This window comes from Janthinobacterium lividum (assembly GCF_034424625.1).
GTDB classification, from domain to species: Bacteria; Pseudomonadota; Gammaproteobacteria; order Burkholderiales; family Burkholderiaceae_D; genus Janthinobacterium; species Janthinobacterium lividum.
This window is the reverse complement of the sequence record NZ_CP139976.1, coordinates 2,357,508-2,382,372: the sequence shown is the minus strand read 5'-3', so window position 1 is coordinate 2,382,372 and position 24,865 is coordinate 2,357,508. Positions and strand designations below refer to the sequence as shown.

At 65.3% G+C, this 24,865-nt stretch carries 19 protein-coding genes and 2 tRNA genes; 15 read left to right on the top strand and 6 right to left on the bottom strand.

The features are described 5' to 3' along the window. Positions 1-171: 171 nt before the first annotated feature. From U0004_RS10875 to U0004_RS10865, 3 genes are read left to right on the top strand one after another with little or no spacing between them, the layout of a single operon-like run. A complete protein-coding gene (locus U0004_RS10875) occupies positions 172-3,192 on the top strand; it encodes a PAS domain-containing protein (RefSeq protein WP_231958582.1) in 3,021 nt (1,006 codons plus the stop codon). Positions 3,193-3,246: 54 nt separating this feature from the next. Continuing rightward, the gene (locus tag U0004_RS10870) at positions 3,247-4,473 is read left to right on the top strand and encodes an exonuclease SbcCD subunit D C-terminal domain-containing protein (protein ID WP_070254155.1); all 1,227 of its coding nucleotides are present in this window, start codon (positions 3,247-3,249) and stop codon (positions 4,471-4,473) included. Positions 4,474-4,489: 16 nt separating this feature from the next. After that, on the top strand, positions 4,490-8,248 hold the full coding sequence (locus tag U0004_RS10865) for an AAA family ATPase (protein WP_070254156.1): 3,759 nt from the start codon (positions 4,490-4,492) through the stop codon (positions 8,246-8,248). A gap of 4 nt (positions 8,249-8,252) precedes the next feature. Here U0004_RS10865 and U0004_RS10860 read toward each other — a convergent pair whose 3' ends face one another. After that, the gene (locus tag U0004_RS10860; RefSeq protein WP_162835746.1) at positions 8,253-8,420 is read right to left on the bottom strand and encodes a hypothetical protein; all 168 of its coding nucleotides are present in this window, start codon (positions 8,418-8,420) and stop codon (positions 8,253-8,255) included. Positions 8,421-8,598: 178 nt separating this feature from the next. On the opposite strand from U0004_RS10860, the gene U0004_RS10855 reads away from it, so the two are divergent. The 6 genes from U0004_RS10855 to U0004_RS10830 all read left to right on the top strand — a co-directional run bounded on the left by U0004_RS10855 (position 8,599) and on the right by U0004_RS10830 (position 11,834). After that, the gene (locus U0004_RS10855) at positions 8,599-8,808 is read left to right on the top strand and encodes a hypothetical protein (RefSeq protein WP_034755039.1); all 210 of its coding nucleotides are present in this window, start codon (positions 8,599-8,601) and stop codon (positions 8,806-8,808) included. A 60-nt stretch (positions 8,809-8,868) separates the two neighbouring features. Beyond that, entirely contained in the window at positions 8,869-9,726 is an 858-nt protein-coding gene (locus U0004_RS10850) for a hypothetical protein (protein ID WP_070254157.1), read from the top strand. Between the two features lie 58 nt (positions 9,727-9,784). After that, the gene (locus U0004_RS10845) at positions 9,785-10,963 is read left to right on the top strand and encodes a methyltransferase (RefSeq protein WP_070254158.1); all 1,179 of its coding nucleotides are present in this window, start codon (positions 9,785-9,787) and stop codon (positions 10,961-10,963) included. A gap of 56 nt (positions 10,964-11,019) precedes the next feature. After that, a tRNA-Met gene (locus tag U0004_RS10840) sits at positions 11,020-11,096 on the top strand. A gap of 89 nt (positions 11,097-11,185) precedes the next feature. Beyond that, the gene (locus U0004_RS10835; protein WP_070253451.1) at positions 11,186-11,695 is read left to right on the top strand and encodes a hypothetical protein; all 510 of its coding nucleotides are present in this window, start codon (positions 11,186-11,188) and stop codon (positions 11,693-11,695) included. 62 nt (positions 11,696-11,757) lie between these two features. Next, a tRNA-Met gene (locus tag U0004_RS10830) sits at positions 11,758-11,834 on the top strand. A gap of 70 nt (positions 11,835-11,904) precedes the next feature. Here U0004_RS10830 and U0004_RS10825 read toward each other — a convergent pair. Further along, a complete protein-coding gene (locus U0004_RS10825; protein WP_115057449.1) occupies positions 11,905-12,477 on the bottom strand; it encodes a hypothetical protein in 573 nt (190 codons plus the stop codon). A gap of 325 nt (positions 12,478-12,802) precedes the next feature. On the opposite strand from U0004_RS10825, the gene U0004_RS10820 reads away from it, so the two are divergent. From U0004_RS10820 to dbpA, 6 genes are all read left to right on the top strand, one after another. Further along, positions 12,803-13,321 (top strand): sigma-70 family RNA polymerase sigma factor, encoded by a 519-nt coding sequence (locus U0004_RS10820; protein ID WP_070253449.1) that lies wholly within the window; start codon positions 12,803-12,805, stop codon positions 13,319-13,321. Between the two features lies 1 nt (position 13,322). Beyond that, complete coding sequence (locus U0004_RS10815; protein ID WP_070253448.1) at positions 13,323-14,333, top strand: FecR domain-containing protein; 1,011 nt, start codon at positions 13,323-13,325, stop codon at positions 14,331-14,333. A 100-nt stretch (positions 14,334-14,433) separates the two neighbouring features. After that, positions 14,434-16,938 carry a TonB-dependent siderophore receptor gene (locus U0004_RS10810; RefSeq protein WP_070253447.1) on the top strand — a complete coding sequence of 835 codons (2,505 nt, stop codon included), beginning with the start codon at positions 14,434-14,436 and terminating at the stop codon, positions 16,936-16,938. A 116-nt stretch (positions 16,939-17,054) separates the two neighbouring features. Continuing rightward, the gene (locus U0004_RS10805) at positions 17,055-18,719 is read left to right on the top strand and encodes an acid phosphatase (protein WP_070253446.1); all 1,665 of its coding nucleotides are present in this window, start codon (positions 17,055-17,057) and stop codon (positions 18,717-18,719) included. 217 nt (positions 18,720-18,936) lie between these two features. Beyond that, positions 18,937-19,173: a hypothetical protein gene (locus tag U0004_RS10800; RefSeq protein ID WP_034778081.1), complete on the top strand. Its 237-nt coding sequence runs from the start codon at positions 18,937-18,939 to the stop codon at positions 19,171-19,173. 111 nt (positions 19,174-19,284) lie between these two features. After that, positions 19,285-20,712: an ATP-dependent RNA helicase DbpA gene (dbpA, locus tag U0004_RS10795; protein ID WP_070253445.1), complete on the top strand. Its 1,428-nt coding sequence runs from the start codon at positions 19,285-19,287 to the stop codon at positions 20,710-20,712. Here dbpA and U0004_RS10790 read toward each other — a convergent pair. The 4 genes from U0004_RS10790 to U0004_RS10775 form a co-directional block, all read right to left on the bottom strand. Beyond that, positions 20,699-21,250, bottom strand: coding sequence for a hypothetical protein (locus U0004_RS10790; protein ID WP_070253444.1), 552 nt, complete (start codon positions 21,248-21,250; stop codon positions 20,699-20,701). The two genes, dbpA and U0004_RS10790, sit on opposite strands and share 14 nt — an antisense overlap. Next, entirely contained in the window at positions 21,243-21,812 is a 570-nt protein-coding gene (locus U0004_RS10785; RefSeq protein ID WP_139144036.1) for a hypothetical protein, read from the bottom strand. Before U0004_RS10785 ends, U0004_RS10790 begins: the two co-directional genes overlap by 8 nt. Before the next feature lie 61 nt (positions 21,813-21,873). Beyond that, positions 21,874-23,250 (bottom strand): cysteine--tRNA ligase, encoded by a 1,377-nt coding sequence (cysS, locus tag U0004_RS10780; protein WP_070253442.1) that lies wholly within the window; start codon positions 23,248-23,250, stop codon positions 21,874-21,876. Positions 23,251-23,488: 238 nt separating this feature from the next. Continuing rightward, a complete protein-coding gene (locus U0004_RS10775) occupies positions 23,489-24,730 on the bottom strand; it encodes an MFS transporter (RefSeq protein WP_081345387.1) in 1,242 nt (413 codons plus the stop codon). Positions 24,731-24,865: the final 135 nt, after the last annotated feature.

Sequence of the window (24,865 nt, the reverse complement as noted above, 5' to 3'; positions counted from 1 at the left end):
TTTTTTTAGCGTGCGCGGCACCACAGATACTTGATTTAACGCAAAATAAGGCCAGCGACAGACTACGAACAGACGCTGGGGCCGCAGGCAGCGCGCAGGTCAGCATATTTCGGCTATGATGCGCGCCACGCCGCCCCTCCCCTTTTCCATGACCCTAGCCTGCAAGCGCCCGTGATAGCGATAACAAGACCCCTGCAACGCCTTGCCCGCCGCCTGTACCGTCTCAGCCTGGTACCCCTGTTCGCGCTCATCTTGCTGCTGGCGCTGTGGGCGGCCGTCTTTTACCAGGTTGGCCAGGAGCGGGCCAGCGCCGTGCGCGACGCCGTGGCCGTCAGCCAGTCGCTGGCCCGCACCCTGGCCGACCATACCAGTTTCACCCTGCGCCAGACGGACCACGCCACCCAACTGTTCAAGCTCAAATACGAGGAAACGGACGGCGGCCTGCGCCTGAATGAATTCACGCGCCGCCAGGGTCTGCTCGACAGCGTGCTGCCATCGAAGCTCGAATTGCCGATCGCCCTCATCGACGCGCACGGCAATGTGGTCGACAGCGCTCACGCCTATCTGCCGGAAAACCTGGCCAAGCAGGCATTTTTCAGGGCGCTGGCCGCGAATGCGTCCGACACGGCCCTGGTCGACACGCCCATGCTCGACGCCGAGAGCAAGCGCTGGACCATCCGCCTGGCGCGCCGCCTGAACGATGCCCAAGGCCGCTTCGCCGGCGCCATCGTGATCCTCGTCGACCCCACGTATTTTGTCGACGACTACGACCGCCTGAACCTCGATGAGCAGGGCGCGCTGATGCTGGTGGCGCGCGACAGCGGGCTGACGGTGGGACGCATCGGCGAGCAATTGATCCTCAGCGACCGCATCGACTTCCGCATGCCGGGACCGCCGCAGCACGCCCCCGAAGAACTGCTGATCGAGCCGCCCGTCGACGCGACGTCACGCATCTACAGCTACCACGAGCTGCCGCGCTACCCGCTGCTGGCCGTGGTGGGCGTGAACCGCGCCGTCGCCCTGGCGCGCTTCGAACACCGCCGCCTGGTCTATGTCGGCGCGCTGCTTGCCGCCAGCGTGCTCATTGCCGGCTTTACAACCCTGCTGATGCGCCAGAGCGCGCGCCTGCGCCGCAGCATCCGCCAGGCCAAGGAAACGCAGGCCTTGCTGCGCGCGGCGCACCAGGGCAGCCTTGATGCCGTGCTGCTGCTGAAAGCCTGGCGCCCCGCGCCGGGCAAGCCGGTGGAAGATTTCATCTTCGCCGACATCAACGAGCGGGCCGCCGACATGCTGGGCAAGCCACGCTCCGAACTGCTGGGCCAGCGCGTGCTGCAGCAGATGCCGCTGCTGCGCGGCGAGCGTTTTTTCAAGCGCTTCGTGCTGGTGATGGAAACGGGCCAGCCGCTGGAAGATGAATTCGAGCTGCCGCTGGCCTCGGGCGGCACGCGCTGGCTGCGCCACCAGGTGGTGCCGATTGCCGACGGCGTGGCCGTCACCTCGCGCGACATCAGCGCGCGCAAGCACGACGAACTGGCGCTGCAGGACAACCGCAGCTTCCTGCAGTCGCTGATCGACCATTTGCCCGTGCTGGTCTACGTGAAAAGCGCGCGCCCGGAAAATTTCGGCCAGATGGAAGTGTGGAACAAGGCCGCCGAGGACATCACCGGCCACCTGGCCACCGACGTCATCGGCAAGACCGATTGCCAGGCCTTCCCGCCCGACTTCGGCCTGCACGACGCCGAGGACGACCGCGCCATCCTGGCCGAGCGCGGCGTCATCGACCATACGGAAAAACCGCTGCGCCTGGCTGACGGCAGCCTGCGCTACCTGCGCGCCGTCTCCGTGCCCGTGTTCGACGAGCGCCAGCAGATCGAACATATCCTGTGCATCGCCGAAGATATCTCGCAGCGCCGCCAGCAGGAACTGGAACTGCGCCAGAAACAGGCCGAGCTGGCCGCCGTCAACGACGCCTCGCCGCTCGGGCTGGTGCGCCTGGACCGCCAGCGCCGCTGCACCTACGTCAACCGCACCTTCGAATCGATCACGGGCTTGCCGCGCGCCGCCGCCCTGGGCGCCGGCTGGACCAGCGCCCTGCACCCGGACGACTATCCGCTGATGCACGTGGCGCTGGAACAGCTCACGCGCAGCCACGCGCCGTTCCAGTCCACCCTGCGCTGCCTGCAGCGCGACGGCAGGCTGGTCTGGGTCTCCGTCAAAATTGCCCCCATCCTCATCGACGACCGGATCGAAGGCTACGTGGGGACCCTGGACGACATCACCACCTTGCGCGAATCGGAAGTGGCGCTGCTGGAAAGCGAAGCGCGCCTGCGCACCATCGCAGACACCTTGCCGGCCATGATCGCGTACATCGACGCCGACCAGGTCTACCGCTTCCTGAACATCGCCTATGAACGCGAATTCGGCCTGACAGGCCGGCAGACGCTGGGCAAAAGCGTGCGCGACACCGTGGGCGAGGCGCGCTACCGCACGGTGGCGCCGTATATCGAAAGAGTGCTGGCGGGCGAAACCCTGAGCTTCGAGGAAGAAGACGACAAGGAAGGCATCGAGCGCTGCATGGAAGTGATCTACATCCCGCAGATCGGCGAAGACAAGCTGCAGGTGGTGGGTTTTCACGTGATGCGCCAGGATATCACCGTGCAAAAGCGCGAAAAACAGCGGCTGCTGAAGCTGGCCCAGGTCGATGCGCTGACGGGCTTGTCGAACCGCGCCGGCTTCCAGCAAAAACTCAGCGACGCCATGCACGCGAGCCGCCAGCAGCAGCACCTGATGGCTGTCATGTACATGGATATCGACCGCTTCAAGCCCGTCAACGATACGCATGGCCACGGCACCGGCGACGCCCTGCTGCGCGCCTTCGCCCAGCGCCTGACGCAGACCATGCGCGCCACCGATATCATCGCCCGCCTGGGCGGCGACGAATTCACCATCATCATGGAACAGATCACCCGGCCCGACGACGCGGCCGTGCTGGCGGAAAAAATCGTCGCCGCCATGCAGCAGCCGTTCGAACTCGATGGCATCAGCGTGCGCATTTCCGCCAGCATCGGCCTGGCCTTCTACCGCGACGAAGACATTTCCCCCGCCGTGCTGCTGCAGCGGGCCGACGTGCTGCTGTATCAGGCGAAACAGGATGGGCGCAATACTTATCGCGCAGGCGTGCTGACGGCGTGAGACAGGCGCCATTCCTGCTATATTGGCGCCTGTCCTCCCTACCCTTGCCCCACCATGCGCCTGCTGCACACTTCCGACTGGCATCTGGGCCAGACCCTGCACAATTATGAGCGGGGCTACGAACACCAGCGCTTCCTCGACTGGCTGCTCGACACGCTCGTGGCCGAACAGGTCGACGTGCTGCTAGTGGCCGGCGACGTGTTCGACAACGCCAACCCTTCCGCCGCCTCGCAAAAGCAGCTATATGTATTCCTGCAGCAGGCGCGCGCGCGCCTGCCGGCGCTGCATCTGGTCGTCGTCGCCGGCAACCACGATTCGGCCGGCCGCCTGGAAGCGCCCGGCCCCCTGCTGGCCGCGCATGGCACGCACGTGATCGGCCATGTGCTGCGTGGCGACGATGGCCAGATCGACCTGGAACGCCTGCTGCTGCCGCTCACCGGCAGCGATGGGCAAGTGCAGGCCTGGTGCCTGGCCGTGCCCTTCCTGCGCCCCGGCGACGTGCCGAAACTACCGGCCGGCGATACCCAGGATGCCTACCTGGGCGGCATCGCCCTGCTGTACCGCCAACTGGCGGACCTGGCGCTGGCGCGCCGCCAGCCCGGACAAGCCATCATCGCCTTGGGCCACTGCCACATGGTGGGCGGCGAAATGTCGAACGATTCCGAACGCCGCATCGTCATCGGCGGCACCGAGATGCTGCCGTCGGGGATTTTCGACACCGCCATCGCGTATGCGGCGCTGGGCCATTTGCACAAGGCGCAGGCCGTGGGCGGCCAGCAGCATATCCGCTACTGCGGCAGCCCGATTCCCCTGTCCTTCGCGGAAGTGAATTACCGCCATCAGGTGCTGTGCCTCGATATCGACGGCGAGCAATTACGCGAGGTACGCGCCATCGAGGTGCCGCGCGCCGTGCCGCTGCTGCGCGTGCCCGCCACGCCGGCGCCGATTGCCGAAGTGCTGGAACAGCTGGCCGCCCTCGACGTGCCCGCAGCGCCACCGGAAGCACAGCCTTTCCTGGAAGTGCGCGTGCGCCTCGATGCGCCGGAGCCGGGCCTGCGCACGCGCATCGAAACGGCGCTCGACGGCAAGCACGTGCGCCTGGCGAAGATCGAAACATCGAGCGCCGCGCGCAGCAGCGCGCCCGAGAACATGACGCTCGACCAGTTGGGCCAGCTGCAGCCCGACGACATCTTCCGCCGCCTGTACCTGCAAAAATACGGCCAGCCCGCGCCGCCCGAACAACTGTCGGCCCTGGCCGAACTGCTGCTGCCTGGCGCTTGAGCACACCTGAAGAACCATGAAAATACTGAAAATCAGTGGCAAGAACCTGGCTTCGCTGGCCGGCGAATTTGAAGTCGACTTCCAGCAGGAGCCGCTGGCGTCTTCCGGCCTGTTCGCCATCAGCGGGCCTACGGGCGCGGGCAAGAGCACCCTGCTCGATGCCCTGTGCCTGGCCCTGTACGACGCCACGCCCCGCCTGCTGAAAGTGCTGGGCCGGGGCAGCGCCCTGCCCGACGTGGGCAAGGAAACCGTCAACGCCCAGGATACGCGCACCCTGCTGCGGCGCGGCACGCCGGACGGCTACGCGCAAGTGGACTTCGTCGGCAACGATGGCGCCAGCTACCGCGCGCGCTGGAGCGTGCGCCGTTCGCGCACCAAAGCCGAAGGCGCGCTGCAGGCCACGGCCATGAGCTTGCACCAGTTGCCAGCGTTGCAGCCCATCGGCGGCACCAAGACGGAAGTCAAGGAAGAGATCGAAAAGCGCATCGGCCTGTCGTTCGACCAGTTTACGCGCGCCGTGCTGCTGGCGCAAAACGAGTTTTCCACCTTCCTCAAAACGGAAGACAATGAACGGGGAGAGTTGCTGGAAACCCTGACGGGCAGCAGCATCTACACCGACATTTCCATGCGCGCCTTCGAGCGGGCAAAAAAGGAAAAGCAGGTCCTCGAACGCCTGGGCGAAAAACTGGCCGACCAGCGGCCCTTGTCGCCGGAAGAACGTACCGATACCGAGGCCCTGTGCAGCGCGGCCGAGACCACCCTGCAAACCATCGACTTGCGCAAGGCGGTGCTGGAACTGCAGCAGCGCTGGCACCAGGAAACGCACAAACTGCAAAGCCAGGTCGCGGCGGCGCAGGAGGCGCTCGATAGCGCGGATGCCGAACGGGCCGCTGCCGAAGAGCGCCGCACGGCGCTGGCGCAGTGGGAATTGCTGCAGCCGGCGCGCCCCTTCGTCGATGACGTGGCGCGCCTGGCGAGCGACATCGCCAGCAGCGGCGCCGCGCTGGAAACGGCGCGCGCGCAGGCGGCGCAAGCCGTGGCCAGCGAAACGCAACTGGCTGCCGGCGTGCAGCAAGCGGCAGCGGCCTTGCTGGCCAGCGAAGCGGCGCAGCGCGACGCGGCACCGCAGCTCGATGCCGCCAAGGCGCTCGATGCCGGCATTGCCGCCCACTTGCCCGCGCACCGCCAGGCCAGGGAGGCGGCACTGGCGGCAGACCAGGCCAACGAGACGGCGCGCGCCACCTTGCACGATCTGCAGCAAGGCCAGCACGCCATGCAGGCGGAGCAGGAAACGGGACGCCTGTGGCTGGCATCGCACCAGCATTGGCAAGCGCTGGCCACGTCGTGGCAATTGTCGGACCAGCTGTTCGCCCAGGCCGGCCAGGCTGCCGCGCAAGCCGATGCGGCCGACGCCAAGGCAGCCGAAGCGGCGCAGCTGGTGCGCGCGGCAACCAACGCGGGCCACGCGGCGCAAGCCGCATTGACGGCCGCCGCCGCCACGCTCGCCGAGCACGATGGGCAGCGGCGCGAAGCGCTGTCCGCCGTACAAGCCATCGACGGACAGCTGCTGCAGGAACAGCGCGGACAGCTGGAAAACCATGCGCGCCAGTTGAATGCGGCGGAAAAGACGTGGACGGAGCTGGCGCGCCAGCAGCAGGCGCTGGCGCACGGACAAGCGAGGGCCGCCCAGCTGGCGCAGGCCGCGCAGACGGAAAACGCGGCGCTGGCCGCGGCAGCAGCACAAACAGCGCTGCTGGAAGCGAGCCTGGCGCAGGCGGAAAAGTCCCTGAAAGGCGCGGAAGCGGCATGCGCGGCCAGCGTCGAGCAACTGCGCGCCACCTTGCAGGACGAGCAGCCCTGCCCCGTCTGCGGCGCGCTGGAACACCCGTACACCCACGCCGATCACGCTTTGCAGGCGATGCTGGCCAGCTTGCAGGATGAAGTACTGGCTTGCCGCGCACAGGCGCGCGGCAATCTGGAGCAACTGGCCACGCACAGGGCGGCGCTGGCCGCGACTGCGCGCGAACAGGCGCAGACGGATGCCGAACTGGCGGCCCTGCCGCCCGCCATCGCCAGCCTGCACGCGCAATGGCAGCCGCATGCCGATACCCTGCATCTGCCGCCGGAAAACCAGCGCGCGCACTGGTTCGCGCAGCAACTAGCAGCCAATGCGGCAGCCCTGCAGGCGCTGGCGCAGCAGGAGGCGGCGCTGCGCCAGGCCAGCGCGCGGCGCGAGCAGGCGCAGGCGGCGCACGAACTGGCCGGCGCCGAACACGCGCGCTGCACAAGCGCCGTCGCCGAAACGCAGACACGGCTGGCGCAGTTGCAGGCGCAGCAGGCGGCCAGCGTGGACAAGGCGGAAACGTCGCGCAGCGCGCTTGACGGCTTGCTGGCGCAGCTCGATACCGCGTTTGCCGACGTGGAAGGCGCCGAAGGCTGGAAGGACAACTGGCGCGCCGGCCCCGCCGCCTTCCGCGCGGCGCGCGAAACGGAAAGCCGGCAATGGCTGAAACAGCAGGCGGACCAGGACAATCGCGGTCACGCGCTAGCGACCTTGGCCGCGCAGCTGGAAGCGGCGTTGCTGGCCGCCGGCAAGGCACAGCACACGGCGCAGGAAACCCACGCCGCCTTTGCCGCCGCCGACAAACGGCGCACGGCACTGCAAACGGAGCGCAACGCGCTATGGCAGGGCCAGAACGTGGCCGAGGTGGAACACAGCCTGGCTGGCGCCATCGCGCAGGCCAAGGAGCTGCTGGCACAGCAGCAAACGGCGGCGCAGTCGGCCAGCCAGCAGCGCACGCGCCTCGATGAAGCATGCGTGCAGTTGTCGCAACGCCTGGCCGCCCTGCATGAACAGGAACGCGGCGCCACCGCCGCCCTGCACGACTGGCTGCAGCAGTTCCGGCAGCGTCACTCCGGCCATGCGCCCGCCACGCTCGACGAGCTGCGCGCGCGCCTGGCCATCGCGCCGGACGCCATGCGCGCCGAACGCGACGCCCTGCAGATGATCGCCGACCGCCACACGGCGGCCGTTTCCGTGCTGGCCGAACGCCGGCAGCGGCATGCGGACCATCTGGAACGGCCACCGGAAGCGCTGGAAACGGACGAGGCCGTGCTGCAGGCGGCGCTCGACGCGCTTGGCGCCGAACGCCAGGCAGCCAACCAGGAAGCGACGCGCCTGCGCCTGGCCATCGCGCAGGACGACGCGCGGCGCCACAGCGCGCAAGCTATGCTGGCGCAGATCGAGGCGCAAGCCGTCATCGAGCGGCGCTGGGCCAGCCTGAATGAATTGATCGGCTCGGCCGACGGCAAGAAATTCCGCAACTATGCACAGCAATTCACGCTGGAAGTGCTGCTGGGCTATGCCAATGCACACCTGAACCACCTGGCGCGCCGCTACCAGCTCGAACGCATCGACAACCCGAACAATCCGTCGCTGGGCCTGATGGTGCGCGACCAGGACATGGGCGGCGAGCTGCGCTCCGTGCACTCGCTGTCGGGCGGCGAATCGTTCCTCGTCTCGCTGGCCCTGGCGCTGGGCCTGGCCTCGCTGTCCTCGAACCGGGTGCGCGTGGAATCGCTGTTCATCGACGAGGGCTTCGGCAGCCTGGATACGGAAACCCTGCGCGTGGCCATGGATGCGCTCGACGGCTTGCAAGCGATGGGCCGCAAGGTGGGCGTCATCTCGCACGTACAGGAAATGACGGAGCGCATCGCCACCCGCATCCTCGTGCAGCCTGGGTCCGGCGGCAAGAGCGTGGTGACGGTGCGCTGAGTCACTAGCGGCTGGCCGGCTCCCGGCACAGTCTGAGCATATCCCAGCCCAGTTCGCGGCGGATCTGCTCGGGGTCGGGCGGGGGCCGGCGCTGTTCCAGCTCCGCTTTCAGCCACTTCCTGACCAGCTCCTTGGCGGGCTGTACAGGCTTTTCCTTGTCATGCTTGTCCATGGTGCTACCTCTTCAATGGCGGTCAGACGACCTCCTATATACGCTCAACGTCATGGCGCGGATTCAGTTGACGTGCGCGTGGCGCAGATGCAACAACGTGTAACGATGGCCGGAGTACGTTAAAATCGCCGCCTTCGCGTAGACGAACTCTACGCCCCGCAACAGTTCAAGGAACCCCATGAAAGCCGCCCGCAGCCTCACCTTCAAGTGCGTAAAATGTCACAAATCCATGCAGGTCTACCTGCAAAAAGTCTCCGCCTGCTCGCATATCCAGCCGTACCAGGGCATTTGCGCATGCGGCGAACTCAAGCGTCACGCCACGGGCCAGGCCGATGCCGTCAAGTCCTACCTGGAGTCGGCAGACGGTAGCTGGTCGCACCACCACTGATGGTTAAAGAATGGGGCGATATTGCCGTTAATTCGACTATCCTCCCCATTTGAACCGACCATGTCCCAGCTCCCCGCCCTTGCCAGCCGTCAACCCGCCTCGAATACGCTGGCTGGCCAGCAGCCGTCCCGCACGGGCAGCAGCGCCACGGGCCTGGCCGCTTCGCCCCTGATGCAGCGCACGGCGCAAGACGTGGTGGCGCTGTCAAAGAATGGCCTGGACCTGTCGGCCAAGGGATTGTCGCAACGGACCGATGCGCTGGGCAACGCCACCGTCGACGTGGCGCAGGATTTCCTCTCCACCATGACGCGCCAGCTGTTCGGCGACGGTGCCACGGTCGCTTTCGATTCCGTCGACCTGCAGGCCGGTTCCAGCTTCAGCAGTGGCAGCGCCAGCGTCTCGGGCGCCGGCGGCAGCAGCCGCGCGGCCGCCTTCAGCCTCAATGAAAACGCGCATTTCATCGGCAAGGGCAAGATCACGACGGCCGATGGCCAGACCTTCGACTTCGAAGTGGAAGTGCAATATCAATCGAGCATCAGCGCGGGCGTCCTTGAGCAAACGCAGAATGCCACCGAGGAAGCAGGCTCAGCCGATGACGCACAGCTGCCCGCGAAAGAGTTGCCCGCCACGCACTTCGGCGGCAATCTGCACGACCTGTTCAAGCTGCTGGGCCAGCAATTGCAAAGCAATCTCTACCAGGGCACGTCCGATGGCGCCAGCGCCAGCGGCAAGGATGACGGCCTGGCAGGCAGCCTGAGCTTGCGCTTGCTCAAGCTGGTGCAGCCGGACCATGCCACCGAGACCGCCAAAGCCGACAGGAAAGCCGTGGAAACCACGCCGGAAGAGCAGGCGCGCGCCCGCGCGCTGGCACTCGCCTACGGCACGGACACCGCTAGCAGCACGGTCAGCAACGTATAATGGAAGACGGCCTGCGCAGGCGACCATGCCGCGCGCCACCTTCTATCGATTGAATCCCATGTCCGACACTTCTTCACCTACCGTTCATCCGCAGATCCACTGGAGCGAAAACGGCGCCGAGCATTCGGCCCGCTGGCGCTCGGAAAGCGGCATGCCGCCGCCCAAGCGCGTCGTCATCGCCGATGACCGCACGACGGCCGACCAGGCTTACCGCCTGGCCTGCGAAGGCACGGCCATGCTGTGGCGCGGCGACTTCCAAAACGCGCGCCAGCTGCTGCAGGCGCTGGCGCGGCGCGCCGACCACAAGAACGACAAACCGAGCAAGAAGGCCAAGGCCGCCAAGCTGACGAAACCCGAACCGTCCGCCACGGAAGCCTTCCACTTGCACCGCCAGGCCCAGTCGCAACGCGCCCGTACCCTGGCCATGCTGCTGCTGCCTTTCGACGCCGACTACACGATTCCGCTGCGCCGCGCGCCGGACGTGAAACTGGCGTGCAATGAAGCGTATGGCCGCGGCGAAGAACCGTTTATCGCCTCGCTGCGCGAATTGCTGGGCCTGATCGGCGCGCACGAATGGCGCCGCACGGGCGTGGAACTGCCAGCCCTGGGCCAGCGCATCCACCCGCATTACGGCGTGTTCGCGCCCATCCGCGGCGAATACGTGGGCCTGGTGGCGGAAGCGCCGCTGCCTGCGCGCGCCAGCCTGGCCTTCGATATCGGCACCGGCACGGGCGTGCTGGCCGCCGTGCTGGCGCAGCGCGGCATTCAGCGCATCGTCGCCACCGACCAGGACCCGCGCGCCCTGTCCTGCGCGCGCGAAAATCTGGCCCGCCTCGATTTGCTTGACAAGGTCGACGTGCAGCAGGCCGACCTGTTCCCTGCGGGCCGCGCGCCGCTCATCGTGTGCAATCCGCCCTGGCTGCCGGCGCGCCCAAGCTCGCCGATCGAATACGCCGTCTACGATCCGGACAGCCGCATGCTGCGCGGTTTCCTCGCCGGCCTGGCCGGGCACCTGGAAGCAAACGGCGAAGGCTGGCTGATTTTATCGGACCTGGCCGAGCACCTGGGCCTGCGCCCGCGCGCGCAATTGCTGGAGTGGATAGAACAGGCGGGCTTGAAAGTCATCGACCGCCTGGACGTGAAACCCACGCACCCGCGCGCGCAGGACGCCACCGACAGCCTGCACGCGGCCCGCTCGAAGGAAATCACCTCGCTGTGGCGCCTGGCGGCGGCGTAATCCAGGGTCTGAAACCCGGCCATTGCGCATTGCAGCAAACCCCGCTATAATTCGCCTGCGGGGTGGAGCAGTCTGGCAGCTCGTCGGGCTCATAACCCGAAGGTCACAGGTTCAAATCCTGTCCCCGCAACCAATATATGAAAGCCGCTGATTCTTGCAAAGGGATCAGCGGCTTTTTCATTCTCGCCCATTTTGTACAATCATGTTAAATTGAAACTTTAAATGTACAAGGGCCACGCCTTGAAAGCCTGCCGCACTGCCACCCTGCTTGCCGTCCTGTGCTTTTCCGCCACGGCACAAGCCCAGTCCCAAGCGCAGCGGGATACCGAATATCTGCAAGAGTTCGTCGTTCCTTTGGCCAAGCGACAACTTGAGAGGCAAGGCCATTTCCTCCCGCTCGGCGCGGCCCTGAAGCAGGCCGACAAATTCGTCCTCATGCCCGCAAGCACAGCTGCGATGTCGCTACTGCCGGCCGACATCATCAAGCTGATACAGGAAGCCCTGGTGCAAGGCGCCGTCGACGGCGAATACAAGACAACCGCCCTCGTGTATGACGCCACCGTCCCCCTGCCCTCGTCCGGCAAACAATCAGATGCAATAGCCGTAGCGCTCGACCATCGCGATGGCTATTCAATCATCACCTTTCTGCCATACGAACTGCGCGGCAAGGAAGTCCATATGGACACGCCGTTTACACGCCAGGGAACGGCCACGGTTTTCAAGCAACAATAAGCGATGCGGCAGGCCTGACAAAGATCATTCCCGCAATGCAGCAAACTCGTATATAATTCGCCTGCGGGGTGGAGCAGTCTGGCAGCTCGTCGGGCTCATAACCCGAAGGTCACAGGTTCAAATCCTGTCCCCGCAACCAATACATAAAAACCGCTGACTCCTGCAAGGGATGCAGCGGTTTTTTCATTCATGCCTGCCCTGCCCCGCCTCTACGCGGTGACGCTGGCCCTGATCTGCCTGGCCGCCGCGTGCAGGCTGGCCGCCACTCGTTCCAGCTTGTCGGCTCCCGCCGTTTCGGCCAGGGCGGCAAACGCGCTGATATGAAACGTGGCCACCATCGCCGGCGACACTTCGAGCTCCAGCGCCGTCTTGCTCAGTTCCGTCGACGCCTCGAGGTAAGGCTCGCTGCCCGCCTCGAAAGCCTGCTTGGTTTCCAGCAACTCCTGGCCGCCCTCCGCCTTGGCCAGGCAAGCATCGACCTTTTGCTGGAAGGCCGGCAAGGTATCGCGCACGGGGCCAGCATCCGGCGCCGCCTCCGGTTCCGGCTCCGCGGGCGCAGGCGCAGGCGCAGCTGCGGCCGGCTTGTCCGCCGCCGGCATGTCGCGCAAAGTCAACCAGCGCTCGACGGCAAGGAAATCGGCGAATGGCTCGGCCACCTTGGGATTCATCAGCCAGACCTCGCCCGTGCGCCAGTCGATCCTGGCGCCGCGCTCGTTTCTCGCCAACAAAATATCCTTGCCGCCATCGGCATTCGACACCCGGCCGATGTCGAGCCAGTTCATCAACTCCGCCTGGCGCGACATCGCGTTGACCCGGTGAAAGTAGGCCAACCATAAGAATCTGGCGACCAGGAGAACCAGGGCACCGCCAACCATCCACATCATTTTTCGCTCCGCTCCGCACCACATCGACAGCCCGCATTTTCTCACATGAAAGCTTGCGCCAAGGAAACTTTTACATCTGCCGTGCGGCAGCGCAAATCCGCCGCCGCGCGCGGTCCGGACACGCAGTCGCATTTCAGCAACGCCGCGTTTTGCTGATTGCCGGGTGCGCGCCGCTACGCTATTATGAGAACAATTCTCATTTAGATTAAACCAGACTGTACGCATGCTGTCCGCCCCTTCCCCGCCATCCGATTTCCAGGCCCTGTATGCCGAGCACCACTCCTGGCTGCTGCACTGGCTGAAACGCCGCCTGCACGATGCGGGGCTGGCGGGCGACCTGGCGCAGGATACCTTCATCAAGATCTTCGTTGCGCGCAGCAGTGCCGGGATCGCGCAGCCGCGCCCTTTCCTGGCCACCATCGCCAAGCGCCTGCTGGCCAATCACTGCCGGCGCGAAGAGCTCGAACGGGCCTACCTCGACGCACTGCTGCACCAGCCGCAAGCCTGCACGCCTTCGCCGGAAGCGATGTCCATCCTGCTCGAATCGCTGCAACGGGTCGACCGCGCGCTGGACCAGGTCTCCGCCAAGGCCAGGGCCGCCTTCCTGCTGGCGCACCTGGACGGCATGACCTATGCCGAGATCGCCGCCGAACTGGGCACCACCACGCATTCCGTCAAAAAATACCTGAGCAAGGCCAATCTGCTGTGCTTTTTTGCCGTGCCCGATTTTGCCGCGTCCTGACATGCGCGGCGCCACCGTCTACGCACAGGGCCAGCCCATCGACCTGGCGATCGCCATGCAGGCGGCCGAATGGCTGGCCACCCTGATGAGCGGCGCCACCACGCCGGCGGAAAAAACGGCCTGGCAGCAGTGGCGCCAGGCGCATCCCGACCATGAGCGGGCATGGAAACACATCGAAAGCGTCAGCGGCGGCTTGCGCGAACTCGATGCGCAGGCCAGCCGCAAGGCGCTGACACAGCGCTCCCGCCTCGCCTCGCCGATCTCGCGCCGCAACAGCCTGCAACTGCTGGCGTGGGTATCGGCCATCGGCATCACGGGCTGGTTCGGCGCGCGCTCGGAATATGCACCCGACATGGCCCGCGCCGCGCTGGCCGACATGGCCACGGGCGTGGGCGAGCGCCGCGAGCTGACCCTGCCCGACGGCAGCCGTTTGCACCTGAACAGCGGCAGCGCCGTGAATATCCGCTTTAGCGGCACGCAGCGCCTGCTGCAACTGGTGCAGGGCGAAGTCTTCATCGCCACTGCCCGCGAAACGGGCATGCCCTACCGCCCCTTCCTCGTCGAAACCGCGCATGGCCAGGCGCAGGCGCTGGGCACGCGCTACTCGGTGCGCCAGGCCGGCGGCAGCACTCTCGTGTCTGTCGAGGAAGGCGCCGTCCGGCTGATGCCGCGCCATGGCGATGGCAATCTGCTCATCCGTGCAGGCCAGGGCGGCGGCATGACGGCGCGGCAGCTCTTGCCCGCGCACGCCGTCTCGCCCGACATCTGGGCCTGGCGCCAGGGCTTGCTGCTGGCCGACGCCATGCCGCTGCGCGACTTCCTGCATGAACTGAGCCGCTACCGCCACGGCTTGCTGGGCTGCGACGATGCCGTCGCCGGCCTGCGCATTTCCGGCGTCTTCCCGCTGGCCGACCTGGACGCCGTGCTACTGTCGCTGCCCGACTCCCTGCCCGTCGATATCCGCCTGCGCACGCGCTACTGGGTGCAGGTCGAGGCGCGCCAGCAGCGTTGAATATTTATTTTGACGCCAACGAAAAAAAGGTACCCGCTTTCGATTCTCGCGTGACCTGTGTAGGCAACGTTCTTTTTGACGACTACACCACAAGGTAACCATGTCTCCTGCCATTCATTCCAAGCCGCGCATCAAGCGCATGGCGTATGCCATCCAACTCGTCTTCATCGGTTCGGCCCTGCTGCTGAACGCCCGGGCGCCAGCCATGGCGCAGGAAAGCGCGGCAGCGCCAGCGGCCAGCCAGAACATCCAGGATTTCCAGGTGCCGGCCGGCGACCTGGCGGCGGCGCTGCGCCAGGTCGCCAGCCAGTCCAGGGTCATCCTCAGTTTTACGCCGGAACAGACGCGCGGCAAGACGTCCGCAGGCTTGAGCGGCCGCCACGACGTGCTGGCCGCCCTGAACGGCGTGCTGCGCGGCACGGGCCTGAAGGCCGAGCGCAGCGCCAACGGCAGCTTTGTCCTGCGTCCGGCCGATGCGGCGGCGGGCGGCGAAGCGCTGTCGATGATGCCGGAAGTGTCGGTCAAGGCGCAGCAGGATGCCACCGAAGGCTCGGGCGCGTATGTCTCCCCCCTGCCGATCGCCACGGCCACGCCACTGGGCCTGTCGATCCGGGAAACGCCGCAGTCGGTCAGCGTCATCACGCAGCAGCGCATGCAGGACCAGGGCCTGAACACCATCGCGCAAGTCATGGCGCAAACGCCGGGCATCACCCTGTTCTCGCTGGGCAGCGAACGCTCCGGCTTTACTTCGCGCGGCTATGCGATTACCAACTACCAGCTCGATGGCGTCAGCACGCATTCGGAAAACCTGGGCCTCAATGCGATACCGTCGCAAAGCCTGGCCGACATGGCGCTGTACGACCGCATCGAAGTACTGCGCGGCGCCTCGGGCCTGATGACGGGTGCGGGCGACGCCTCGGGCGCCATCAACATGGTGCGCAAGAAGCCCACGGCGCAGTTCCAGGCGTCCGTCGAGGGCGAGCTGGGCTCCTACGATGAACGGCGCGCCATGGCCGACATCGCGGGTCCGCTGAACGAGGCGCGCACCGTGCGCGGCCGCCTGGTGACGCTGTACGAGGAAGGCGACGGCATCATCGACGGCTACAGCCGCGACAAGAAAGTGGTGTATGGCGTGATCGAAGCGGACCTGTCCGCCGATACGAAGCTGACGGCCGGCATCACGCACCAGCGCAAGCGCTCGAACGGATCCTTGTCCTACCTGGGCTTCCCCCTGTTCTACAGCAATGGCGCGATGACCAAGCTGCCCCGCTCCTTCAGCCCGGCGGCCAAGTCGAATCGCTTCGGCACCAATTCGACCGACCTCTTCGCCACCCTGGAACACGCGCTGGCAAACGACTGGAAGCTGAAAATCTCGGCCAACCGCGTGCAATCTTCGCAGGAAGAGCGCTCCGTGTTCATGAACGTGAGTACCGCCTTTGCCGACCAGGCCACGGGCGATGGCCTGCGCATGAGCGCCGACTACCGCGATTACCAGTTGCAGGTCAACAGCGTGGATGTCAATGTGCGCGGACCGTTCAACGCGTTCGGCCGCCAGCACGAACTGGTGCTGGGCATGGACTACAACGAATTCCAAAGCACGACGGATGGCCGCCGCGACAAGGACATCCAGGGCGCGCCCGTCAACCTGTACCGCTGGAATCGCATGGCAACGCCCGTGTTTGGCAATACCTTCGTCACCTATGACAGCACGCGCCGCCAGGCCAGCGCCTACGCGGCCAGCCGTCTCAACCTCTCCGAGCGCCTGAAACTGATCGCCGGCGCAAAAGTACTGCGCTACAACGAAAATTACATCTCGGACGCGCCTGAGGCGCAATTTTTCAGCGCATCCCCGGCATCGGACAGCAGCGTCTTCACACCATACGGCGGCCTGGTGTACGACATCGACGCCACGCACAGCGCCTACGCCAGCTACTCCACCATCTACCAGCCGCAAGCCTCGCAAGACCGCTACGGCAAGCTGCTGGCGCCGCGCGAAGGCAAGACCTATGAAGCGGGTGTCAAGAGCGGCTGGTTCGATGGCCGCCTGAACACGTCCGCCGCGCTGTATCTGATCCGCCAGAAAAACCTGGCTGAAACGGACCCCGGCCACACCCTGCCCGGCTCCAACGATCCGGCGTTCCGCACCATCAAGGGCGCAGATACCAAGGGCATCGACCTGGAAGCGACGGGCGCCCTCACGCCAAACTGGAATGTGGCCGCGTCGTGGTCGTACAGCCAGACGGAAAATGCGGAGGGCAAGGCGATCCAGACCACCTTCCCGCGCCACCTGGTGAAACTGTGGACCACGTACCGCCTGCCCGGCGAGCTGAATCGCCTGACCATCGGCGGCGGCATGAACTGGCAAAGCCGCGTGTATTCCGACATCGACGCGTGGCAGATCAACAGTACCCTGCACTGGGAACAGAAGGCGTACTCGGTGGCCAGCCTGATGGCGCGCTACGACGTCAGCGACAAGCTCTCTGCCACCGTGAACGTGGCCAACCTGTTCGACAAGCAGTACACGGCTTCCGTGTCGGACTGGTGGTACTCGGGCATGTATGGTCCGGCACGCAAGGTGTCGCTGAAGGTGCGTTATCAGTTCTAAGAGCGGCTGAATAGTTCACAGGGGCGCGGAGCCGGTGATACAATTTTCCCGCTTCACGGGCGTTGCCGGCGATTGCCGCCAACGCCCGTGCCCATAGAGACACCCAAGGAGAATGTGTGAAGGACCTCGCCCCCGCCCTGCCAGCCGATCCGGCCGACCAACCCGCCAATCCCTCGCGCCGGCGCATTTTCCAGGCTGCTTCCGCAGTCGGCCTGGCCGCCAGCCTGCCGGCATTGGCCGACGCCGCGCCAGCCAGGAAGACCATCGCCAAAGGTTCGCTCGACGCGAAACTCAAGGCGCACGTCAAGAACGTGGTCGTGATCTACCTGGAAAACCGCAGCTTCAACAACCTGTTCGCCAACTTCCCCGGCACCAGCGCCCCCCTGTCCGCCGTCACGGCCGAACAGGCGCAGCAGCTGGACCGCGACGGCAAGCCGCTGGCTACCCTGCCGAAAATCTGGGGCGGCCTGGTGCCGAACCAGCAAAATATCGGCGGCATCGATTACCTGATCAAGGAAGACCAGATTTCCGGCCTGCCGAACGCCCCCTACAAATTGAGCGATGCGGCCGGCAAGCCCCTGCCCGAGAGCATCATCACGCGCGACCTCGTACACCGCTTCTATAACAACCAGATGCAGATCAACGGCGGCAAGAACGACGGCTTTGCCGCGTGGGCCGACAGCGGCGGCCTGGTGATGGGCCATTACGGCGAAACGTCGAAAAACCTGAACCTGTGGCAGATCGCCGAACAGTACACACTGTGCGACAACTTCTTCATGGCGGCCTTCGGCGGCTCCTACATGAACCACCAGTTCCTCGTCACGGGCCGGGCCAACGAATACTTCAACGCGGCCGAGACGGCGGCAAAGAAAAAGATCGCCGTGCTGTCCGACGGCCCGCAAGGCGTGCGCCTGGCGATCTCGCCCGACTGCCCCGCCTCCGCGCTCGATGGCAAGCCGAAATACGTCAATGACGGCGCCCTCACGCCGGACGGCTATGCCGTCAACACCATGGCGCCGCCATACCAGCCAAGCTATATCCGCCCCGCCTTCGACGGCGACCCGCTGCACGCCGATCCGGCCGATGCGAATACCCTGCCGCCGCAAACCTACGACACCATCGGCGACCTGCTGTCGCGCAAGGGGGTCAGCTGGGCCTGGTATGGCGGCGGCTGGCAAGCGGCGCTCGACCACAAGGGCGGCGGCAGCAAGCCGAATTTCCAGTTCCACCACCAGCCGCTGAACTACTTCAAGCAATTCGCACCCGGCACCGCCGCGCGCGCCGAGCACCTGCGCGACGGCGGCACGGGCGACAGCCCGATTTCGAACAAATTCCTCGCCGCCGCCGTGGCGGGCAAGCTGCCGGCCGTGACCTTCTACAAGCCGCAGGGTAACCTGAACCTGCACGCGGGCTATTCGGACATCGAGTCGGGCGACCAGCACGTGGCCAACGTCATCCAGCATCTGAAGGAGTCGCCGCAGTGGAAAGACATGATCGTGGTGATCACGTTCGATGAAAACGGCGGCTGGTGGGACCACGTGGCACCGCCGAAAGGCGACCGCTGGGGTCCTGGCACGCGCATTCCCGCCATCGTCGTCTCGCCATACGCGAAGAAAGGCGCCGTCGACCACAGTTTCTACGACACCACGTCGATCCTGCGCCTGATCACGCGCCTGCACGACTTGCCGCTGCTCGAAGGCCTGAAAGTGCGCAATGACGCCTTTGCGTCACGCGGCGCGCTGCCGCCGGGCGACCTGACGGGCGCCCTGAGCTTCCGCTGACACAACAACAGCGCATCCCACAATGCGGCACGCCTGTGATACACTGCGTGCCGCACTTTAATCCGCAGGTCTGCTTTTCCTGCCGATGATATTCACAATGAGCCCGACTCCTGTAGCCGGGCTTTTGTTTTGTGGATGAAGTTAAAGCGTATGGACATAGGCGGACAGCATGCTGCCCGCCCCTTGGCCTTCGCAGGCCAGGGACAGAGGTTATCAAATGAGAGATAAAAAAGACAACGCCACCATCGACTTGCCCGGTTTCGGCCCGCCGCCAGCGCACGATGCGCCAGAGCCGGCGCCGGAGCCACAGCGCCGCGCGCGCCCGCGCAAGGTGGCGCTGAAGCAAGTGCAGCTCGAATTGCTGGAGCCGACCGACGCCACGGGCCTGCCCGTGTGGACGCGCGACGCCGGCCTGGATCTCACCGGCTTGCCCATCTGGGCGCCCGACAATTAATACCACACGCGGGCGGCCGTTTGCCGCCAGCTTCCACACCACCATCCGCACAAGGGCGTAGAACGCCTGTAGACTGTGCCCATCCACCCGCTTTTTACCGGCTCCGCCCCTATGAACACCACCACTGACACCACCACTTCCTTTGCCAGCCTGCCGCTGACGCCCGCCTTCCTGGCCAACCTGGACTCGCTCGGCTACCACGAGATGACCACCATCCAGGCGCAAAGCCTGCCGGCGGTGCTCGACGGCCGCGACCTGATCGCCCAGGCCAAGACGGGCAGCGGCAAGACCGCCGCCTTCGGCATCGGCATCCTGCACAAGCTCAATCCGGCCTGGTTTGCCGTGCAGGGACTGGTGCTGTGCCCCACGCGCGAACTGGCCGACCAGGTGGCCAATGAGCTGCGCCGCCTGGCCCGCGCGGCTGGCAACATCAAGATCCTGACCCTGACGGGCGGCGCGCCGATGCGTCCGCAAATCGCTTCGCTGGAACACGGCGCCCACATCGTCGTCGGCACGCCGGGCCGCCTGCGCGACCATCTGGGCCGCGGCACCATCAACCTGAATCACGTGCAGACGCTGGTGCTCGATGAAGCGGACCGCATGACGGACATGGGCTTTTACGAGGAAATCGCCGGCATCGTCAGCGCCTGCCCGGCGCGCCGCCAGACCCTGCTGTTCTCGGCCACGTATCCGGAAGACATCCGCCGCGCCACGGCCTCGTTCCTCGTCAATCCGCTGGAAGTGACGGTCGAGGCGCAGCACGACAACGACAAGATCGAGCAGCGCTTCTATGAAATCGGCTTCGACGAGCGCAACAGCGCCGTCGGCAAGCTATTGAAACACTTCAAGCCGGAATCGACCCTGGCCTTCTGCAATACCAAGGTGCATTGCCGCGAACTGGCCGAGGAACTGCGCCAGCAAGGCTTTTCCGCGCTGGCCCTGTACGGCGAGCTGGAACAGCGCGAGCGCGATGAAATCCTGGTGCTGTTCGCCAACCGCAGCTGCTCCGTGCTGGTCGCCACCGACGTGGCTGCGCGCGGCCTCGATATTTCCGACCTGGGCGCCGTGATCAACGTCGACGTGTCGAAGGACACGGAAGTGCACATCCACCGCATCGGCCGCACTGGCCGCGGCAGCAAGAAGGGTCTGGCCCTGTCGCTGTGCGCGCCGAACGAGAAAAAATGGGTCAAGTTGATCGAGCAGTACCAGAACAGCGCCGCCGAATGGCACGACCTGAAGGAACTGGCGGAAGATGACGGGATGGAGGCGCTGCCGGCGCCGATGGTCACCCTGTGCATCATGGGCGGCAAGAAGGACAAGCTGCGCCCGGGCGACTTACTGGGCGCGCTGACGGGCGACGCTGGCCTCACCAAGGAACAGGTGGGCAAGATCAACGTGTTCGAGTTCATGACCTACGTGGCGCTGGACCGCAAGGTGGCCGAAGCGGCCTTCAAGCGCCTGAACGCGGGCAATACCCTGGGCCGCGACTTCGGCAACATCAAGGGCCGCAGCTTCAAGATGCGCTTTATCGAGGCGTAAGCTGCTGCAATGCACGCAGGGCCGCCATGGTCCTGCGTCCCGGATAGTCTTTCCACACGGGGTGGCGCCTGCGGTAGTAGCAGTTCCAGTAGCTGACGGCGCGCCGCTGCAGCGTATCCACATACGCGGGGTTCTCCCGCAGGTAGCGCGCCAGCGCCTGCGCATTCCAGGCCGGCAGCGCCGCCCCGATTCTCTCGACGATCTCCAGCACGTATTCGCCGCACAGGTGCACGACGAACGGCACCGTCCACGCCCGCTCCTGCAGCAACAGCTGCCTGACACACGCTTCGCGCAGATGGCCGTCATGGTGGCGCGTGCCCAGACACAGGGCGATCACGCCCGCGTCGCCGGGCAGCCGGGTACAAGTGAGCAACTGCTCGCGGTGGTAATACGTGCGCGCGGGAATGCGCAGCAGCCTGCCATCCTGATGCACGTCAAACGGTGCCGAGAGCGCGTGCAACTGGCCTTTGGACAGCGCAGGCAATAGCTGCGCCACAGTGCCGGCCAGCGCTGCCGGAAAGGCATCCGCTTCAGCCATCGCTCCCCTCCCGGCACACCTTGCGCACGCCCAGCGCCGGCTTGTCCATCTTTTCAAAGATCACATTCGAGTACCATGCGGCAGGATCGCCTTCGGTGGGCTTGCCCAGCGAGATATAAAAACCGTCATGTGTGAACAGGGCCGTGGTTTCCTTGCCTGGCTTAGGGCCCTGCAGGAAGGCCGGCCAGGCCGCCTTGTCGACGGGCGCAAACCGCGCGGCCAGCAGCGCCAGCAAGCGCGCATGCGAGGCCGGCGCATACGGGAACAGATACAGGTACTCGACCAGCTCACCGCCATCGGCCAGGCGCGTGACGGCGGCCGTCGCGGCATCCACTTCACCGCCAAAACTGCACAGCACTCCGCCGCTGTAGGCGAAATCGATGACCGTCGCTGGCGCACACGCCTGCCGTTCGCGGTCCACAGCGGCGGGCGGCAGCGCGCGCACCTGCGCCAGCAGCGCCTCGCCGGAGGTGGCCAGTGCGGGAAAGCCGGGGCACTCGCTGAACGCCTGCGCGGACGAAAAGACAAAACAGCAACTCAATAACAGCACACCACGCTTCACGGCATCTCCCGCGTTTATCAGGCGGCCATTATGCATGGCTGCCGCAGATACGGCCACACGCTCACAGGGGCCGCGCCTGTTGCCCCTGCGGCGTATCGTCGATGTCATAACCGGCCGCGCGCGCCAGGTCGCGCAAGCGGTCCGCCTCGGCCCACTGGCGCTGCGCGCGGGCGATGGACCGTTCCGCCATCCACGCCTGCACCTGCTGCGGCACTGCCACCTGCGCCGGCTGCCAGGCCAGCAGATCGAGCCCCAGGGCCGCATCGAAGCGGGCCATGGTGGCTTTTTTGACGGCGTCCGGCAGCTCGCTTTTCAGCAGCTCCCAGGCCACGGCCAGCGCGCGCGGGTAGTTCAGGTCATCGTTGACGCAGCTCATGAAACGCTCATGCCATGCAGGATCGGCCTCGCCTTCCGCAGCACCCAGGCCATGCACGGCCACGCGCAGGCGCGCCAGGCCGCTGGCGGCACCACGCAAGGCGTCGTCCGTGAAATTGAGGCTGCTGCGGTAATGGGCGCCCAGGCACAGGTAGCGGTAGGCCAGCGGATCGACGCCCTGCTCCACCAGGCTTTGCAAACGCAAGAAGTCGCCCGTGGATTTCGACATCTTCGCATCCTGGGTCTTGAGGAACGCGCCATGCAGCCAGAAATTGGCCAGGCGCGTGCCGTGGCGCGCTTCCGTTTGCGCGATCTCGTTGCTGTGGTGGACGGCCACGTGGTCTTCACCGCCGCAATGGATGTCGAAATACGCGCCCAGGTGTTTTTCCGCCATCGCCGAGCACTCGATATGCCAGCCAGGGAAACCCAGGCTCCAGGGACTGTCCCACTCCATTTGCCGCTGGCCCGGCTCGCCGCTGAACTTCCACAGCGCGAAATCGCAGATGTCGCGCTTCTCGCCCAGGTCCACCCTCTTCCCCGCCTGCAGGCCGTCGCGGTTCAGGCGCGCCAGTTTTCCATAGCTGTCCTGGCGCGTCGTGTCGAAATAGATGCCGTCGTCCGTGCGGTAGGTATAGCCCTTCGCTTCCAGGTCGAGGATGAATGCGATCTGCTCCGCGATGTGGTCCGTGGCGCGGCACCAGATGGTGGGCGGCAGGATATTCAGCGCGCGCAGATCGCCCTCGAACGCGCGCGTGAATTCGGCGGCGATATCCCAGGCCGACTTGCCGCTGCGGGCGCTGCGCGCCTCGATCTTGTCGTCGCCGCTGTCCGCATCCGACGTCAGATGGCCCACGTCAGTGATATTCATCACGTGGCGCACCTGCAAGCCGTTGAATTCAAGCGCGCGGCGCAAGCCGTCGACGAACAGATAGGTGCGCAGGTTGCCGATGTGCGCGTAATCGTAGACGGTGGGGCCGCAGGCATACAGGCCGGCATGGCCAGGGACGATGGTCTCGAAGGGCCGCAGGCTGCGGCTATACGTGTCGTACAAATGAAGTGTCATGCGGGACTTTCATGCGCGTTGCGGAAAAAGAAAATGGCCACAGGTTTTTCAACACTGTGGCCATCGGAATGAGGAGTAAAAAGTTTAACGGCGCCGGGCCGCATCCTCGCGAAGCCAGGTACATGGACACAGCGCAGCGGCGGCGCGGTATGCAAGGACTGGATGGAGGATGAAAGAGCTCATGAGTAGAATATCGCATGCGCGCGGGCGGGCCGTCAAGCCCTCCCGCGACGCTGGCCTACTTTTTCGCCTGCTCGATATGCGGCAGCAGCACCGTCAATATGCCCAGCAGCGGCAGGTAGGAGCAGATTTTATACACATAGGCGATGCCCGACACGTCGGCCAGGTGGCCCATCGCCGCGGCCGCGATGCCCGACACGCCAAACATCAGGCCAAAGAAGATCCCCGCGATCATGCCCACCTTGCCCGGCACCAGTTCCTGCGCGAAGACGACGATGGCGGAAAACGCGGATGAAATCACGAAACCGATGATCACCGTCAATACAGCCGTCCAGAACAGGTCGACATATGGCAGCAGCAGGGTAAATGGCGCGGCGCCCAGGATGGAAATCCAGATCACGCGCTTACGGCCGATGCGGTCGCCGATGGGGCCGCCCATGAAGGTGCCGGCCGCCACGGCGGCGAGGAACAGGAACAGGTACAGCTGGGCATCGCCGAGCGACAGGTGGAACTTGTCGATCAGGTAAAACGTGTAGTAGCTCGACAGGCTGGCCATGTAGATGTATTTGGAAAACACCAGCAGGGCCAGCACGCCCAGCGCACCTATCACCTTGTTGCGCGACAAGTTAGGTCCATGGCCGCCCGCCTTCGGCTTGAAGCTGGCAAGGTGGCCGCTATACCAGTGGCTGACCTTGTACAGCACGCCGATGGCCAGCACGGCGAGCAGGCTGAACCAGGCGACATTACCGTGGCCACGGTTCACGATGACGGCCGCCGCCAGCAGCGGGCCCAGGGCGGAGCCGACGTTGCCGCCCACCTGGAACAGCGACTGGGCAAAGCCGTAGCGTCCGCCCGACGCCATGCGGGCCACGCGCGACGCTTCCGGGTGGAAGGTCGACGAGCCGACGCCGATCAGGCCCGAGGCGATCAGCAGGGTCGGGAAAGTCGAGACGATGGACAGCATCAGCACGCCCGCCAGGGTAAAGCACATGCCGACGGGCAGCAAGAATGGCAGCGGACGGCGGTCCGTGTACAAGCCGATCCAGGGTTGCAGCAACGATGCCGTGCACTGGAACGTCAGGGTTATAAGGCCGACCTGGGTAAAACTGAGTGAAAACTCGGCTTTCAGCATCGGATAAATCGACGGCAATAATGCCTGGATCAAGTCATTGAGCAAATGCACGAAGGCGACGGCGCCCAGGATGTGCATGGCCAGACCGGATTGTTGTTGGGAACTGTGAAGCGAGGGAGCCGCCGGCACGGGCTTGGCCAGTGCTGGGGCAGGTGTGGTTGTGTGCATGTGTCATCCGCAATAATCGGGCACGGCTGCGGCCCGGCAAAGAAGCCAGTATAGTATGGTCACTGAACTGACAACTTCCAATAATCGTCGCCCAAGTGACAACTAAGTGACAATCAGGTGACAATCCAACGACCC